Source organism: Pseudomonas sp. Tav-5-1A (assembly GCF_055755055.1).
This window is the reverse complement of record NZ_CM146901.1, coordinates 2,929,366-2,947,730: the sequence shown is the minus strand read 5'-3', so window position 1 is coordinate 2,947,730 and position 18,365 is coordinate 2,929,366. Positions and strand designations below refer to the sequence as shown.

Below are 18,365 nucleotides of genomic sequence, written 5' to 3'. Positions count from 1 at the left end.
TGTTACCACGCACCAAATCCCGGGCGCTACAGAGCCCGTAGCAGCTGCCGCAGGCGGCGTCTTGCAACTGCGCTGTATCAGGCGCACCGCGGCGCTTTATGACGCGGCCTGTGGCCGCTGCTACAGGGATGTGCGTGATGCGTAATCCCATACGCACATCACCTGACCGATCGCGGCATCGATCTGCTCGCATGTCACACCATCACGCGCCAGGGTCGACAGGCCCAGCAGGAAACTGTCGAACACCGTGGCCAGCACTTGCGCATGGGTCGCCTCGCGCAACTCACCGCTGGCCACCCCGCGCTCCACGCACTGCAACAACCCGGCCCGGGTGCGCTCGCGTGACGCGGTCAACGGCGCAACAACCGGAGCGAACTCGGCACTGGGCGCACTCATCACCCCCAGGCTGACCATGCAGCCCTTGGGGTGGCCGGCCGCGCATTGCATGCGCGCCGAGCGCCGCAGCGCCGTTTCAATGGCCTGGCGCGGCGGCAGTTCAGCGTCCCACAGGCACTCGGTGACCTGCCCGTGGCTGCCCAGGTAACGCGCCACCGCCTCGCGAAACAGCACCTCCTTGGAGCCGAAGGCGGCGTAAAAGCTGGGCGCGGAGATGCCGCCCATGCTGGCCTTGAGCTGGCTGAGCGAGGTGGCTTCGTAACCGTGCTCCCAGAACAGCAGCATCGCCTGTTCAACGGCGTGGTCACGATCGAAAGAACGGGGGCGGCCCATTTGTGCCATGGCGAACTCCGGGTGGCGACTGACTTAAATACTAGTCGATACAGAAGTCATTGACAATCGGCCGGCTTCTCTGGGTATATATATACCGACCGATACATAACTAACTTAAAGGATCCCCCATGAACCCCTCCCCACCCTTGCCCCTGGCCGCCCTGCTCGCCCTGGCCATGACCGGCTTCCTGTGCATCGCCACTGAAACCCTGCCCGCCGGCCTGCTGCCGCAGATCAGCGCTGGCCTGGGCATCAGCGCCGCGCTGGCCGGCCAGATGATCAGCGCCTACGCCCTGGGCTCGGTGCTGGCCGCCATCCCCCTGGTGATGGCCACGCGCAGCTGGTCGCGGCGCAGCGTGTTGCTGCTGAGCATCATTGGTTTCCTGCTGTTCAACTCGGTCACCGCCTGGTCCAGCCACTATGGGCTGACCCTGGCCGCACGCTTTGGCGCCGGCATGGCGGCGGGCCTGGCCTGGAGCCAACTGGCCGGCTACGCCCGGCGCATGGTGCAGCCCCGGCAACAGGGCAAGGCCATGGCCATCGCCATGGTCGGCACGCCCATCGCGTTGTCCCTTGGCGTGCCGCTAGGCACCTGGCTGGGCACGCTGCTGGGTTGGCGCGCGACCTTCTGGGTGATGTCGGCGGTCACCCTCGGGTTGGTTGGCTGGGTCCTCGCCAAGGTGCCGAACTTCCCCGGCCAGGCCAGCCATGAACAACTGCCGCTGCGCCGCGTGCTCACTACGGCTGGCGTGCGCCCGGTGCTCTCAGTGGTCATCGCCTGGATGCTGGCGCATAACCTTCTCTACACCTACATCGCCCCCTTCGTGGCCCGTGCCGGCCTTGGCGCGCGGGTGGACCTGGTGCTGCTGGCGTTCGGCGTGGCGGCGTTGCTGGGCATCTGGGTCACCGGGCGCCTGGTGGACCACTACCTGCGCCACGCGGTGCTGCTCAGCCTCGCCACCTTCGCCGCCGTCGCCCTGCTACTCGGTGTCGCCGGCAGCCAGCCAACGGTGGTGGCCGTGGCGGTGCTGCTCTGGGGGCTGAGCTTCGGTGGCGCGGCGACCCTGCTGCAGACCGCCCTGGCAGACAGCGCCGGGCCCGGCGCCGACGTGGCGCTGTCGATGAACGTGGTGGCCTGGAACGGCGCGATTACCGGCGCCGGGGTGTTGGGTGGGGTATTGCTGGAGTACGCCGGGATTGGCGTGTTCCCGTGGGCAGTGCTGGCGCTGCTGGGGGTGGCACTGGTGATCGCCGCCGGGGCACGGGCGCATGGGTTCCAGCCAGGCGGGCGTGGCCATGGGGTAGCTGCTACGTTCTGAACGGAATCCGAAGGAACTGCTTTGGCACGTGGACTCTCTACACTCGATATCGTCATCCCGCCACAAGGAGTGCCCCGTGCCCATTCGCCCCAGCGCCCTGCTATGCGGTTTCTCGCTACTCTGCGCCGCCACCTGCGCCAGCGCTGGCGGCGAGCCGCCGCTGGCGCCCTCGCCCGAACAGCTGGCCGCCAGTGACATCCACCACGCCCCGCGTGCAGACGGCCATTTCGCAAACAACGACGGCCCCCTGGCGCGCGGCAGCGTCTGGAAGTGGCGCTGGAACGCCTTCGTCAACCGGCTGCCGCCACCGCCGGCGAACAATTACCAGTTCCCCATCGACCACCCCGACGTGGCCGCGCTCAAGGCCAACCACACCCACAACACCCTGACCTGGATCGGCCACGCCAGCGCCCTGCTGCAGATCAACGGCGTGAACATCCTCACCGACCCGGTGTTCTCCGAGCGCGCCTCGCCGTTCTCCTTCATCGGGCCCAAGCGCAAGGTCGCGCCTGGCCTGGCCCTGGACCAACTGCCGCACATCGACGTGGTGCTGATCTCCCACAGCCATTACGACCACCTCGACACGGCCAGCGTGCAGGCGCTGAACCAGCAGGTCGGCGGCCCGCCGCGCTTCCTGGTGCCGCTGGGCATCAAGCAATGGATGGCTGACAAGGGCATCGACAACGTCGAGGAGCTGGACTGGAGCGACCACACCCGGGTGTCCGGCCTGGATTTCTGGTTCGTGCCGGCCACCCACTGGTCTGCGCGCAGCCTGGGCGACCGCAACGACACCCTGTGGGGCGGCTGGGCAGTAAAGACACCACCGGCGGCTGCGCAGCCGTTCTCGCTGTACTTCGCCGGCGACACCGGTTATTCCAACGACAGCAAGCGCATCGGCAAGGCCTTCGGTGGCTTCGACCTGGCGCTGATTCCCATCGGCGCCTACGCGCCGCGCTGGTTCATGGGCCCGCAGCACGTGGACCCGGGCGAGGCCGTGAAAATCTTTCAGGACATCGGCGCGAAGAAGGCCATCGGCATTCACTGGGGCACCTTCGAACTGACCGACGAACCGCTGGACGAGCCGCCGAAAAAACTGCTTGAGGCGACCAGGGCCGCAGGTTTGGCGGACGACGCCTTCACGGTGTTGCACCACGGCCAGACGATTCCCCTGGACAGCAACGCCAGTGGCCATTGAGGCACCGCGCCGCTATCTGCACACCGCGCCAAGCGGCATTCATGCAATGTGCACGGCGAGCAAGCACTGGACCATCACCCAAGCCCTTGGCAAATAACGGATTGTACCGGTGGTCGAAAGTGGCATAGCCGATGCACCACTCTTCCAGCTTCTCCCAGGATCGGCAGTCAGATCGGTCCGTCAACCGTGATAGGGGTACTGGAAAATGAATGCAATCGAACTGCTGGTGGCCGACCACAAACGCGTGAAAGCCATTCTTGAGCAACTGAGCGACTCCACCGAGCGGGGCGTGAAAAAGCGCACCGATCTGTTGGCCAAGCTGGAGATGGAAATTACCCTCCACACCCAGCTGGAAGAAGAGATTTTGTACCCCGCCTTCAAGGCGGCGGGTAGCAAAGAGCAGGACGTGATGTACTACGAGGCCAAGGAAGAACACCGCACGGTGGACTCACTGGTATTGCCCGACCTGCAGGCAACCGACCCCGGCACAGTAGAATTTTCCGGCCGGGTGAAGGTGGTCAGGGAACTGCTCGAGCACCATATCGAGGAAGAAGAAAGCGAGATGTTTCCCCAGGCGCAGAAATTGCTGGGCGAAGCCCGGCTCGAGGAACTTGGCGCGGCAATGGAAGCCATGAAAAAAGCGGCCCACCAGAAAGCCGCCTGAGTGCAACTCTGGCTTGCCAGCCAGCTCCTGGCAAGCCTCGCACCACTCGTAGCAGCTGCCGCAGGCTGCGTCCTGCCAACGCGGTGCGGCTGATATAGCTGATATAAACGATGCGAGGTTGCAGCCCCAGCCACTCAAGCTCCACGTATCACCGCCGATACCATCAGTAGCAATCACGATACATGGACTGATGAAATGGATCTTTCTGTCAGCACCACCTCGACGGCCTCCCTCACGGTTTCCGAGCAGAAAATCACCCTGCAGCCCGTCACCGGGGCGGCCGCACAAACGCTGCAAGCCGCTGCGGCCGGCCCGGCCGCGGTGTATTACCCCAGCGAAGCCGCGCAGCAGCTGGGCCTGACCATGGAAGCGGTGAATACCTGGATTGGCCGTGAGCAGTCGGCGGACTTCCCGCAGAAGGCCGCCGCCCACCAGGTAGCGCACGCCACGCTGAAGTCAGCCTTCGACGACTTCAAGGCCAGCCTGGCCGCGACCTTCCCGGCCATCGCCGACAAGAAATTCGGTTTCACCGTGCAGGCCGACGGCAGCCTGAAAGCGCTGAACAGTGGCGGCCAGCTGAGCAGCGTCGACCTGGCCAAGCTGAACACCCTGCTCAATGGCTCTGCGCAATTGAAAGACGCAGCCGTCGGCTACCGCGACGCCGCCATCGACGTGGTCAACGCCGATTCGCCCTGGAGCGGCAGCTACCTGGGCGGCTACAGCCTGACCCAGGCCAACTTCGCCAAGACCATCGACCTGGGCGCCCTGTTCGTGCCCAAGGGCCCTACCCCGACGAAGGAGTCGATCCAGGGGCTGTTCTTCAACCAGCTCTACACCAAGGGCGAAAAAATGACCCAACAAATCGAAACCGTCATGCTCGCAAACCGCACCTGACCCGTAGCAGCTGCCGCAGGCGGCGTCCGGATTCGCTGCGGTGTGCAGGAAATAGCGCGGCACCTTGGACGCGGCCGTCGGCCGCTGCTACAGAAGACGCGTTGCATGCATCGCAATCGGCGGTGCGCGCATCCCTGTAGCAGCTGCCGCAGGCGGCGTCCGGATTCACTGTGGTGTGCCAGGTATAGGACGCGGCCGTCGGCCGCTGCTACGTACCTATTGATAAAAACCTGTACAAAAAAAGCACCTTTTCCCAATACCCCGGTCATACCTAGATTACCCCCGCCCAATCCCTCTGCCGCCTGTCGCGCAATCGCTGCTAGCGCCCAAGCTAGCCGACGCTTTCGTATCCATTTGCTATACATGAAGGATCCAATTCGTACAGGATTTTTCGGCGTTGCCGTGCCCGGCGAGCCGTAGCGATCACCACGCCATTTGCTGTGTGGTGACGGAAGAAGCGAAAGGAAGAGCCGATAATGGACAATATCGTCGTCGCTGACAAAGCCACTGCCCAAGTCACTGCCCAAGCGTTTGGCAACGTTTCCCTGCAAGACCCCGCCGTGGTACAGATCCCCGTGCCCCCCCAGCAGGTGGCGTCCGTTGGCCGCAGTGGCGATGCCGCGGTGCTGCACCTGAAAAACGGTGAACAGGTGCGGGTCGACAACTTCTTCAAGGCCAACCCCCAGGGGGTGCACAGCGACATGGTGTTCCAGGGTGACAACGGCACCCTGTGGCAGGCGCAGTACAGCGCCGAAAGCTTCAATGGTTTCACCTTTGCCGAAGTCTCCTCTATCGACGACCTGCTGGCCGGCGTTGCCGTGGTCGGCAGTGCCACGCCCGAATGGGCCATCGCCGGCCTCGGCCTGCTGGGGGCCGGCGGCGCCACGGCAGCCGCGGTAGGCACCGGCGGCGGCAGCGGAAGCGGCGGCGGTGGTGGCACCGCTGTCGACACCACCGCGCCCGACGCCCCCACGGGCCTGGCGCTGTCCGCCAACGGCCTGCTGTTGAGCGGGCTGGGCGAACCCGGCAGCACCGTGACCGTGCGTGACAGCGCCGGCAACGTACTGGGCACCGGCACCGTGGGCAGCGACGGCAATTTCCAGGTGCCGCTGGGCAGCGCCCAGAACAACGGCCAAAGCCTCGACGTGACCCTCACCGACGGCGCCGGCAACACCTCGGCGCCCGGCACCATCGTGGCCCCGGACACCACCGCGCCCGCCGCCCCCGCCGACCTGGCCCTGACCGGCGATGGCCTGACCCTGAGCGGCAACGGCGAACCCGGCAGCAGCGTGACCGTGCGTGACAGCGCCGGCAACGTGCTGGGCACCGGCACCGTGGGCAGCGACGGGCATTTCCAGATAACCCTGAACCAGGCCGAAACCAACGGCGAAACACTCAATGTCACCCTCACCGACGCCGCCGGCAACAGCTCGGCGCCCGGCACCATCGTGGCGCCGGACACCACCGCGCCCGCCGCCCCCGCCGACCTGGCCCTGACCGGCGATGGCCTGACCCTGAGCGGCAACGGCGAACCCGGCAGCAGCGTGACCGTGCGCGACAGCGCCGGCAACGTACTGGGCACCGGCACCGTGGGCAGCGACGGGCATTTCCAGATAACCCTGAACCAGGCCGAAACCAACGGCGAAACACTCAACGTCACCCTCACCGACGCCGCCGGCAACAGCTCGGCGCCCGGCACCCTGGTCGCGGCCGACACCACCCCACCGGCCGTGCCCGGCAACTTGGCGGTGAACGCCGACGGCACCACCCTCACCGGCACCGGTGAAGCTGGCTCGACCATCACCGTGAAAGGCGCCGACGGCACCGTGCTGGGCACCGCCCTGGTGGCCAGCGACGGCAGCTTCAGCGTCACCCTGGCCCCGGCGCAAACCGCCGGCCAGGCCTTGACGGTGATCGACACCGACGCGGCCGGCAACAGCTCGCCCGCCGCCACTGCGCAAGCGCCCGACCTCAGCGTGCCGGACACTACCCCACCCGCACCTGCCACTGACGTGGCCATCAGCGGCAGCGGCAGCCTGGTCAGCGGCCACGGCGAAGCCGGCGCCACCGCCACCGTGATCGACGCCAACGGCACCGTGCTGGGCACCGCCGTGGTCGGCAGCGACGGCCTGTTCAGCGTCACCCTCAGCCCCGCGCAAAGCGACGGCCAGACCCTGCAGGTGACCCTCACCGACCCTGCCGGCAACGTCTCGCCCAACGTCGCGCTCACCGCCCCCGACCTCACCGCCCCGGCGCAGCCCGGCAACCTGGTCTTGAGTGCCGACGGCCTGACCCTGACCGGCACCGCTGAAGCCGGCTCGCGGGTGCTGGTGCATGACAACCAGGGCCAGGTGATCGGCCTCACCCGTGCCAACGCCGACGGAACCTTCAGCCTGACCCTGAGCAGCGCCCAGACCAATGGCGAGCACCTGGACGTCACCGCCACCGACGCCGCCGGCAACACCAGCACGCCCACGCTGCTGGTGGCCGCCGACACTACCCGCCCCGACGCGGTCACCGACGTGGTGATCAGCGCCGATGGCCAGGCGCTGTCGGGCACAGGCGAACCCGGCGCCACCGTCACCGTGCGCGACAGCAACAACGTGGTCATTGCCAGCGGCCTGGTCAACGCCAATGGCACCTTCGAAGTCACCCTGCAACCGCCCGTTACCGAGGGCGACATCGTGCGCATCACCCAGGCCGACGCCGCCGGCAACGCCTCGCCTGCAGTTGTCGTGGTCGCCCCGGACGCCGACGGCCCCGGCACGCCGGCCAACCTGCAGGTCAACGACGATGGTTCGCAACTGAGCGGCACCGGCACCGCCGGCAATGCGATCCAGGTGCTCGACAAAAACGGCACCGTGATCGGCGCCGGCGTGGTGGCTTCAGACGGCACCTTCATCGTCAGCCTGCTCCCCAACCAGGCCAACGGCGAAGTGCTCAGCGTGCAGGCCACCGACAGCAACAGCGAAGTCTCGGTCAGCGTCCCCGTCACCGCCCCCGACATCACCGGCCCCGCCGCGGCCACCGACCTGGCCGTGAGCAACAACGGCCTGCTGCTGACCGGGCGCGGCGAAGTCGGCGCCACCGTCACCGTCAAGGACGCCGCCGGCAACGTGCTGGGCAGCGCCGTGGTCTCGGCCACCGGCAGCTTCAGCGTGACCCTGGCCAGTGCCCAGGTCGATGGCCAGGCCCTGCACGTGACCCTGGCCGATGCCGCCGGCAACCCTTCGGCCGTCGCCGACATCAACGCACCGGACCTGGACGGCCCGCTGCAACCGGGCAACCTGGCCGTCAACAGCGCCGGCACCGTGCTCAGCGGCGTCGGCGAGGCCGGCGCGCACATCACCGTCACCAGCACCACCGGCACCGTGCTCGGCACCGCCGTGGTGGCCGCCGATGGCACCTTCAGCGTCACCTTGAGCAGCCCGCAGCACAACGGCCAGACCCTGCTGGTGAGCGCCACCGACAGCACCGGCAACGGCGCCGGGCCGGTGAGCTACGTCACCCCCGACACCCAGGCGCCCGCCCCGGTCACCGACCTGGCGGTGAACGCCACCGGCACGCAACTGACCGGCAATGGCGAAGCCAACGCCAGCATCACCGTGCGCGACCCGTCCGGCACCGTGATCGGCACCGCCACGGTGGGCACCGACGGCCATTTCAGCGTCCTGCTGACCACCCCGCAAACCAACGCCCAGGCGCTGCTGGTGGTGCAGGCCGACGCCGCCGGCAACCCGTCGACGCCCGCCAGCGTCAGCGCCCCCGACCTGACGCCACCGGCGCAGATCACCGACGCGAGCATTTCCGCCAACGGCGCCGTCGTCAGCGGCCACGGCGAAGTGGGCGCCACCGTCACCGTCAAGGACGCCAACGGCGCCTCCCTGGGCAGCGCCGTGGTGGGCAGCAACGGACTGTTCCAGATCACCCTGGGCACCGCGCAAACCAACGGCCAGACCCTGACCGTGGCGCAGGCCGATGCCGCCGGCAACCCGTCGCCCAGCAGCTCCCTGACCGCCCCGGACACCCAGGCCCCCGACGCGCCCACGCAGCTCACCCTGAGCAGCGATGGCAACACCCTCAGCGGCGTCGGCGAGGCCGGTGCCACCGTGCGCGTATACGCCCAGGACGGCACCCTGCTGGGCTTCGCCACGGTGAACGACAACGGCAGCTTCAGCGTGCCCCTGAGCGGCACCCAGGCCGATGGCCAGGTGCTGCACGTCAACCAGACCGACCTGCACAACAACGTTTCCGCCGATGCCGGCTTCACCGCGCCGGACACCACGCCGCCCGGTAGCCTCGACAACCTGGCCATCAGCCCCAACGGCGCCACCGTCACCGGCACCGGCGTGGCCGGCGACACCGTGTACGTGCGTGACGCCAGCGGCACGCTGCTGGGCAGCGCCGTGGTGGCCGGCAACGGCAGCTTCAGCGTGACCCTGAGCCCCGCGCAACTGGACGGCCAGACCCTGAGCGTGCACCAGGAAGACGCCGCCACCAACGCCTCGGCGACCCAGACCCTGACCGCGCCGGACCTCACCGCGCCACCCGCGCCCAGCGAACTGCTGGTGGACGCAAGCGGCACCACGCTCACCGGCCTCGCCCAGGCCAACAGCACCGTGCGCGTGCTGGACGCCGACGGCAACCTGCTGGTGACCGTCACTGCCGGCAGCGACGGCCACTTCACCGCCACCCTGCCCTCTGCGCAGCTCAACGCCGAAGTCCTCCAGGTCACGGCCTCCGACAGCAGCTACACCTCGTTGCCGGCCACCGTCACCGCCCCGGACACCACCAACCCGGCCCAGCCGGGCAACCTCGCCGTGACCCCGGACGGCAGCCAGGTCTCCGGCACCGCCGAGGCCGGCAGCACCGTCACCGTGCGCGACAGCGGCGGTGCCCTGCTGGGCAGCGGCACCGCAGGCAGTGATGGCGCGTTCGTGGTGACCCTGACCACCCCGGCCGCCAACGGCAGCACCTTGAGCGTCACCAGCACCGACGCGGCCAACAACACGTCCGAGCCCGGGACCGTGGCCGGCCCCGACGGCACCCAGGTCGCCAGCCCCAGTGACCTGGCCCTGGCCAGCGACGGCAGCACCCTGACCGGCAGCGGCACCGCCGGCACCACCATCAACGTGCTGGACAGCAGCGGCGCCAGCCTGGGCACCGCGCTGGTCAACAGCAGCGGGCGCTTCAGCGTGCTGCTGCGCATTGCCCAGGTCAACGCGCAGACCCTGCACGTGACCGCCAGCGACGGCACCCACACCTCGGTACCGGCCACCGTGGTGGCCAGCGACAGCACCGCCCCCGACGCCCCCACCGACGTCGCCGTGGCGGCCAACGGCAGCACCCTCACCGGCAAGGGCGAGGCCGGCGCCAGCGTGGCGGTGACCGACGCCAGCGGCGCCGTGGTCGGCACTGCGCTGGTGGCCAGCAACGGCAGTTTCGTCGTCACCTTCACCACCCCGCAGCTCAACGCCCAGGCGCTGACCGTGACCCAGAGCGATGCCGCCGGCAACGTCTCGCAGCCGGCCAGCACCCAGGCCCCCGACCTGACCGCGCCGAACCCGGCCGCCAACCTGTCGATCAATAACGTCGGCACCGTGGTCAGCGGCACCGGCGAGGTGGGCGCCACGGTCACCGTGCGCGACGCCAACGGTACCGTGCTGGGCACCGGCACGGTGGACCAGAGCGGCAACTTCCAGGTCAGCCTGGGCAGCGCCCAGACCAACGGCGCCGCCCTGCACGTCAGCCTCACCGACGCCGCCGGCAACGTCTCCGCCGACGCAACCCTGGTCACCGTCGACACCACCCCGCCGGCGGTGGTCAGCGGCCTGGCCATCAGCAACGACGGCACCACCCTCAACGGCAGCGGCGAACCCGGCGCCACCGTGCACGTCACCGACAGCAACGGCAACCCACTGGGCACTGCCGTGGTGGCCAGCAACGGCAGTTTCTCGGTGACCCTCACCACCGCGCAAACCAACGGCCAGGTCCTCGACGTCAGCCAGACCGACCCCAGCGGCAACACCTCCGCCTCGGTCACCCAAGTGGCCCCCGACACCACGCCGCCCGCCGCCCTTACCCAGGTGGCGATCAACGCCGACGGCGTCACTGTCACCGGCCACGGCGAGCCCGGCGCCACCGTGCAGGTCTACAGCGCCGACAACACCCTGCTGGGCACTGGCCTGGTGGCCGCCAACGGCGCTTTCACCTTGACCCTCAACACCGCGCAGCTCAACGCGCAGGTGCTCACCGTGACCCAGGAAGACCCGCCCGGCAATGTCTCCACGGCCGTGGACATCACCGCCGTGGACCTGACGCCACCGGCCAGCCCCAGCGACCTGGCACTCAACGGCGCCGGCCTGCAGCTGACCGGCCACGCCGAGGCCGGCAGCACCGTCACCGTCACCAACGCCCAGGGCACCGTGCTGGGCACCATCACCAGCGGCAGCGACGGCGTGTTCCACGTCACCCTCAACAGCGCGCAAACCAACGGCCAGGCCCTGACCGTGACCGCCACCGACCCGGCCGGCAACGTCTCCAGCCCGGCCAGCCTCACCGCCGCTGACACAACTGCACCGCTGGCCGTGACCAACCTGGCCGTGGCCAGCGACGGCGCCACCCTGGCCGGCAGCGGCGAGGCCGGCGCCACCGTCACCGTGCGTGACGCCGGCGGCACCCTGCTGGGCACCGTGGTGGTGGGCGGCAACGGCAGTTTCAGCGTCGGCCTGAGCCCCAGCGCCAGCGCCGGCAGCAACCTCAGCGTGGTGCAGACCGACGCCGCCGGCAACGCTTCGCCCAGCGCCTCGGTCACCGCGCCGGGTACCCTGGCCGAACCTGCGCCCGCCAACCTGGTGCTCAGCGCCGACGGCCTGACCCTGAGCGGCACCGCCACCGCCGGCAGCACGGTCAGCGTGCACAACGCCGCCGGCACCTTGCTGGGCAGCGCCCTGGTGCTCAACGACGGCACTTTCAGCGTCACCCTGGCCAGCGCCCAGCTCAACGGCCAGGTGCTGGCGGCCAACGCCACCTCCAGCGACGGCATCAACTCGCTGCCGGCCAGCCTCACCGCGGCCGACGTCACCGCCCCGGCGCCGCTGAGCAACCTGCACCTGGCCGCCGATGGCGCCGCGCTGACCGGCCGCGGCGAAGCCGGCGCCACCGTCACCGTGCTGGGCCAGGGCGGCATCGTCCTGGGCAGCGTCGTGGTCGGCGCCAACGGCACGTTCAGCCTGACCCTGACCACCCCGCAAACCAACGCCCAGGTGCTCAGCCTCAGCCAAACCGACGCTGCCGGCAACGAGTCCAACAGCGTCAACCTCACCGCGCCCGACCTGATCGCGCCGAACGCCCCCACCGTCACCAGCGTCAGCAGCGACGGCCTGGTGCTGTCGGGCAGCGGCGAAGCCGGCGCCACGGTCAAGGTGATGGGCACCGACGGCACCCTGCTGGGCACCGGCACCGTGCGCCTGGACGGCACCTTCCAGGTCACCCTGAACACCCCGCAGGCCAACGGCCAGACCCTGGCGGTGACCCTGACCGACGCCGCCGGCAACACCTCGGCGGCCACCAATCACGTGTCGGTGGACACCACTGCGCCAGCCGCGCTCACGCAACTGGCCATCGGCAGCGACGGCGCCAGCATCACCGGCCACGGCGAAGCCGGGGCCACCGTCACCGTCACTGACGCCAACGGCAACCCGTTGGGCCAGGCCGTGGTCGGCAGCACCGGCACCTTTACCCTGACGCTTAGCCCGGCGCTGACCAACGCCGAGGTGCTGACCCTGGTGCAGGCCGACGCCGCCGGCAACGTCTCGCCGGCCACCAGCCTGACCACCCCGGACTTCACCCCGCCGGCAGACCTGGCCAACGTCGCCATCAACGCCGCCGGCGCCCTGGTGACCGGCACCGGCGAAGCGGGTGCCACCGTCACCGTCAAGGACGCGGCCGGCACCGTGCTGGGCAGCACAGTGGTGCTGGCGGACGGCTCGTTCGCCGTCAGCCTGAGCACCCCGCAGGTCAACCATCAGCAACTAAGCGTGCAGCAGGCCGACCCACCCGGCAACGTCAGCAGCCCGACCCTGATCATCGCGCCGGACCTGACCCCGCCCGACGTGCCCGCCCAGCTGCAGTTCAACGCCACCGGCACGGTAGTGACCGGCACGGGTGAAGTCGGCAGCACGGTGAAAATCACCCTGGCCGACGGCACCGTGATCAACGGCGGCGCCGTGGACAATACCGGGCATTTCCTCGTCACCCTCACCGCTGGCCAAGCGCAGACCAACGGCCAGACCGTGTGGGTAACCCTGACCGACGACGCCGGCAACGTCTCGGCCACCGCCACGTTGCTCGCGCCGGACAGCACCGCTCCGAACCCAGTGCAGAACCTGGCCCTGGACGCCGCCGGGCTGGTGCTCAGCGGCACCGGCGAGGTCGGCGCCAGCGTCATCGTGACCTCCGGCACCGGCACCGTGCTGGGCAACGGCACCGTGGCCGCCGACGGCACCTTCACCCTTACCTTGACCAGCGCCCAGCTCAACGGCCAGGTGCTCTCGGTGGTGCAGCAGGACGGGGCCGGCAACAACGCCACCGCCACTGCCTTCACCGCCCTGGACGTGACGGCCCCGGCCGCGCCGGTGGTCACCAGCCTGAGCGCCGACGGCCTGACCCTGACCGGCACCGGCGAGGCCGGCGCCACCCTGGTTGTCACCTCGGCCACCGGCACCACCCTGGGCACCACCACGGTAAACGCCGACGGCAGCTACAGCGTCGGCCTCAACGCCGCGCAGCTCAACGGCCAGGTGCTGACCCTGGTGCAGACCGATGGCGCCAGCAACCACGGCGCGGCCCTGCTCTACACCGCGGCCGATGTCACCCCGCCGGCCCAGGTAGACAACCTGGCGCTGAGCAACAGCGGCCTGGTGCTGACCGGGACCGGCGAGGCCAATGCCATCGTTACCGTCACCTCCGGCGGCCTGCCCATCGGCACCGCCACCGTGGCCGCCGACGGCACCTTCAGCGTCCTGCTTACCAGCGCCCAGCTCAATGGCCAGCAGCTGTCGGTGATCCAGACCGACGCCGCGCTCAACCCCTCGACGGCGCAGACCCTCGACGCCCGGGACATCACCGCGCCAACGGCGCCGCTGGTGACCTCGCTGACCAACAACGGCGGCACGCTCAACGGCACCGCCGAAATTGGCAGCGTCATCAGCGTCACCAACGCCGCCGGCACCCTGCTGGGCACCGTCACCACCGGCGCTGACGGCCAGTATCACGTCACCCTGAGCCCGGCCCAGGCCAATGGCCAGGTGCTGTCGGTGGTGGCCACCGATACCGCCGGCAACCATTCCCTGCCCCTGACCTACGCCACTGCCGACATCACGGCGCCGGACGCAGCCACCAACCTGAGCATCAGCGCCGACCACAGCCAGTTGGCCGGCCGCGGCGAGGTGGGGGCCAGCGTGGCCGTCACCAACGCCGGCGGCACCAGCGTGGGCACTGGCACCGTGGGCGCCAACGGCAGCTTCGTCATCAACCTGAGCCCCGGCATCAACGCCAACGACGTGTTGAACGTGGTGCTGACCGACGCGGCGGGCAACCACTCCCTCGACGCCGTGCTGACGGTGCCGGTGAACCCGGCGCCGGACGCGCCCAGCGACCTGTTGCTGGCCGCCAACGGCCTGACCCTGACGGGCGTGGCCGAGGCCTCCAGCACCATCACCGTGTACAACGCCAGCGGCACGGTGATCGGCACCGGCACGACCACGGTCGGCGGGTTGTTCACCCTGACCCTGGACGCCGCGCAGACCAACGGCCAGACCCTGTCGGTTACCGCCACCACCAGCACCGGCGGCGCTTCGCTGCCCGCCACCGTGGTAGCCGCGGACACCACCGCGCCGGACCCGATCAGCGACCTGGCGCTCAACGTCACCGGCTTGATCGTCACCGGTCGGGGCGAAGCCGGGGCCACGGTCACGGTCAGCAACGGCAGTACTGTACTGGGCACGGGCACGGTGGGGGCCACCGGCACGTTCAGCGTGACCCTGAGCAGCGCCCAAACCAACGGCCAACTGCTTAGCGCAGTGCAGGCCGATGCAGCCCACAACAGCTCGACCGCGGTCACCCTCACCGCCCCCGACACCACCGCGCCCGCCGCCCCCAGCGTGCTGGGCCTCAACGGCGCCGGGCTGGTGCTGTCGGGCGTGGGTGAAACCGGCGCCACCGTCACCGTGCGCAGCAGCGCCGGCGATGTGCTGGGCACTGCCACCGTGGTCGGCGGGGTCTTCGCCGTCACCCTCAACGCGGCGCAGCTGAACGGCCAGACCCTCAGCGTCAGCCAGGCCGACGCCGCCGGCAACGTCTCGGCCACCGCCACCCTGGTGGCCACCGACGTCACTGCCCCGGCCACCCTCACCGACCTGGCGCTGAGCAGCAGCGGCCTGCAGGTGACCGGCAAGGGCGAAGCCGGCGCCACGGTCACCGTGGTCAGCGGCGCCACCACCCTGGGCACCGCGGTGGTCAACGCCGCGGGCACCTTCACCGTGACCCTGAGCAGCGCCCAGCTCAACGGCCAGGTGCTGAGCCTGACCCAGGCCGACGCCGCCAATAACGTATCGCCCGCCTCCACCCTCACCGCCGCCGACGTGCAGGCCCCGGCGGCGCCCACCGGCGTCAGCCTGGCAGCGAACGGCCTGACCCTCACCGGCAGCGGCGAAATCGGCGCCACGGTGACCGTCACCAACGCCGCGGGCACCGCCCTGGGCACCGGCACCGTCGGCGCTGGCGGCACCTTCACCCTCACGTTGAACAGCGCGCAACTGGACGGCCAGGTGCTGACCGTGCGCCTGAGCGACGCCGCCAGCAACGTCTCGGCCGCCGCCAGCCTGACCGCCCCGGACATCACCGCGCCGGCCGCGCCCACTGGCGTGGTGGTCAACGCCAGCGGCACCCTGGTCACCGGCACCGGCGTGGCCGGCTCCACCGTCAAGGTGCTGCTGGGCACCACCGTGCTGGGCACCGGCACGGTGGCGGCCAACGGCAGCTTCTCGGTGGCGATCGCCGCGCAAATCAACAGCCAGGTGCTGACCGTCACCCAGGCCGACCCCAGCGGCAACGTCTCGGTCGCGGCTACCGCCACCGCGCCTGACCTCACCCCGCCGGCCGCGGCCACGGGCCTTGTGGTCAGCGCCGACGGCCTGACCCTGACCGGCAGCGGCGAGGCCGGCAGCACCGTCACGGTGAAATCCGCCAGCGGCCTGGTGCTGGGCACCGCCACCGTGCTCAGCGGCGGGCTGTTCAGCGTGACCCTGGGCAGCGCCCAGAACCATGGCGAGACCCTCACCGTCAGCCTCACCGACGGCAGCGGCAACGTCTCCACCGGTACCACCGTGGTGGCCAGCAACATCGACGCCAACATCCCGCTGGTGGCCAGCAACGACCTGGCCACCGCCACGGTGAACCTGGCGCCGGTGAGCAGCACCGCCCATTACTCGGACTCGTTCACCACCCTGCTGTCGGGCTTCTCCAAGACCTATTCGTTCAGCATCAGCGCCGGCACCACCGGCACCCCGACCCTGACCCTCACGGCCGGCAGCCTGGTGTCGCTGCTCAACGGCGTGGTCTACACCCTGCAGGTCAAGGACGCCAGCGGCGCCTGGGTGACCCTGGACATCAACGGCAACGGCGGCCTGCTGGACCTGCTGACCCTGGGTTCGCAACAGGTGCAGGCGAAGATCGGCACGCTGCTGGCCGGCGATTATAGACTGGTCGTCTCCAGCACCGGCATCGGCCTGCTGACCACCGTCACCAGCGACCTGGCGCTGCAGACCACCAGCCTCACCCAGTTCACCGGCACCGCCGGTGCCGCCACCACCGGCAACGTCCTCACCGACCTGGGCACCAGCGGCGTCGCCGACCAGCTGGGGCCCAACAACCTCGCGGTGCTCAAGGTGCTGGTGAACGGCAGCTACGTCACCGTCGCCAGCGGCGCCGGCACCACGGTGCAGGGCCTGTACGGCACCCTGGTGATCCATGCCGACGGCAGCTACACCTACACCGCCAACGGCAGCACCAGCAGCGTGGGCAAGGTCGACACCTTCAGCTACGAGCTGGTGCACCCCACCGCGGGCACCGCCACCGCCACCCTCTACGTGCGCATCGACAGCCCCCAGGCCACGGAAACCTGGAGCAGCACCAACCTGGCCAGCCCGGCCGTGGTGGTGGACGCCACCAACGACATCGCCAGCACCAGCATCACCCTGGCCGCCAAGGAGGTCACCAGCACCTCCACCCTGGGCACCCTCAACGTGCCACTGCTGGGCGGCAGCGCCACCTACACCACCAGCGTCGCCAGCAACACGGTCAGTGACCTGACCGTGACCCTCAACGCCAGCAACCTGCTGAGCGTGGCCGGTGGCCTGACGGTGACGCTGTACAAGATGAACAGCTCGGGCGTCTACGTGGTGGTGAAAACCGTCAGTGGCAGCTCGCTGCTGAGCCTGGGCAGCAACAACTACGGGGTGACCTTCGACGACCAGACCGCCGGCACCTACCAGGTGAAAGTGGCGGTGACCGGGCTGGGCATCCTCAGCACCATCACCACCAGCATCACCAACGCCGCCACCTACACCAACCAGAACGTGGTCAGCAGCTACACCCCGGTCACCGGCAACCTGCTCACCGACACCGCCGGCGGTGGCGCCGACGTGCTGGGCTCGGCCTACACCGTGCTCAGCGTGTTGCTGGCCGGCACCTACGTAACGCCGGGCTACAACGGCACCACGCTGACCGGCACCTACGGGTCGTTGCTGGTGCACGCCGACGGCAGCTACGTGTACACCCTCAATGCCGGCCTGACCGACGCGGTGATCGGCCACACCGACGTGTTCACCTACGAGCTCACCCACCCCAACGGCACCACCGACGTCGCCACCCTGACCATCGACCTCAACCAGGCCGGCGCCGTGGCCACCTTCTCGGCCCTGGCGCTGGTCAGCGACGACAGCACCGCCGCCACCACGGCGGCGGTGGCCACCACCACCGAGGTCATCCAGGGCACCAGCGGCAACGACACCCTGGACGCCGGCCACGGCGGCGCGGTGACCCTCAACGGTGGCGCCGGCAACGACACCCTGATCGTCCACGACCAGAACTTCACCTCGGTGGACGGCGGCACCGGCACCGACACCCTGCAATGGGCCGGTGGCGACGCCACCATCGACCTGGGCAACCTGGCCAGCCGCATCCACAACATCGAGATCATCGACCTCACCAACACCGGCACCGTGAGCCTGACGCTGAACCTGGCGGGCATCATCGCGGTCACCGAGACCGGCGCCGACAAACTGATCATCAAGGGGGGCAGCAACGACAGCGTGCACATGACCGGCAGCACCTGGGTGGCCGACGCCAGCGAACAATCGGGCGGCGTCGACTATACCCAATACACCCCCCAGGAAGACCCAAGTCACCACCTGTGGGTACAAAGCGGGGTGCATGTGGTGTAACCCGTAGCAGCGGCCGCAGGCCGCGTCCCAGGCAACGCGGTCCGTCAGCCATGGCGCCG

Annotated in this window: 6 protein-coding genes; 5 read left to right on the top strand and 1 reads right to left on the bottom strand. The window is 69.4% G+C overall.

The genetic code is table 11. The annotated features are described in order from the left end of the window. Positions 1-120 precede the first annotated feature (120 nt). The gene (locus AC0J42_RS13450) at positions 121-738 is read right to left on the bottom strand and encodes a TetR/AcrR family transcriptional regulator (RefSeq protein WP_473006522.1); all 618 of its coding nucleotides are present in this window, start codon (positions 736-738) and stop codon (positions 121-123) included. A gap of 119 nt (positions 739-857) precedes the next feature. On the opposite strand from AC0J42_RS13450, the gene AC0J42_RS13445 reads away from it, so the two are divergent. From AC0J42_RS13445 to AC0J42_RS13425, 5 genes are all read left to right on the top strand, one after another. Then, positions 858-2,048, top strand: coding sequence for an MFS transporter (locus tag AC0J42_RS13445; protein ID WP_473006521.1), 1,191 nt, complete (start codon positions 858-860; stop codon positions 2,046-2,048). 76 nt (positions 2,049-2,124) lie between these two features. Next, positions 2,125-3,243, top strand: a complete 1,119-nt coding sequence (locus tag AC0J42_RS13440; protein ID WP_473006520.1) for an MBL fold metallo-hydrolase — start codon at positions 2,125-2,127, stop codon at positions 3,241-3,243. Between the two features lie 205 nt (positions 3,244-3,448). Beyond that, positions 3,449-3,907 carry a hemerythrin domain-containing protein gene (locus tag AC0J42_RS13435; protein ID WP_473006519.1) on the top strand — a complete coding sequence of 153 codons (459 nt, stop codon included), beginning with the start codon at positions 3,449-3,451 and terminating at the stop codon, positions 3,905-3,907. 195 nt (positions 3,908-4,102) lie between these two features. After that, positions 4,103-4,801 (top strand): hypothetical protein, encoded by a 699-nt coding sequence (locus AC0J42_RS13430; RefSeq protein ID WP_473006518.1) that lies wholly within the window; start codon positions 4,103-4,105, stop codon positions 4,799-4,801. Positions 4,802-5,277: 476 nt separating this feature from the next. Continuing rightward, positions 5,278-18,306, top strand: coding sequence for a BapA/Bap/LapF family large adhesin (locus AC0J42_RS13425; protein WP_473006517.1), 13,029 nt, complete (start codon positions 5,278-5,280; stop codon positions 18,304-18,306). The last annotated feature ends 59 nt before the right edge of the window (positions 18,307-18,365 follow it).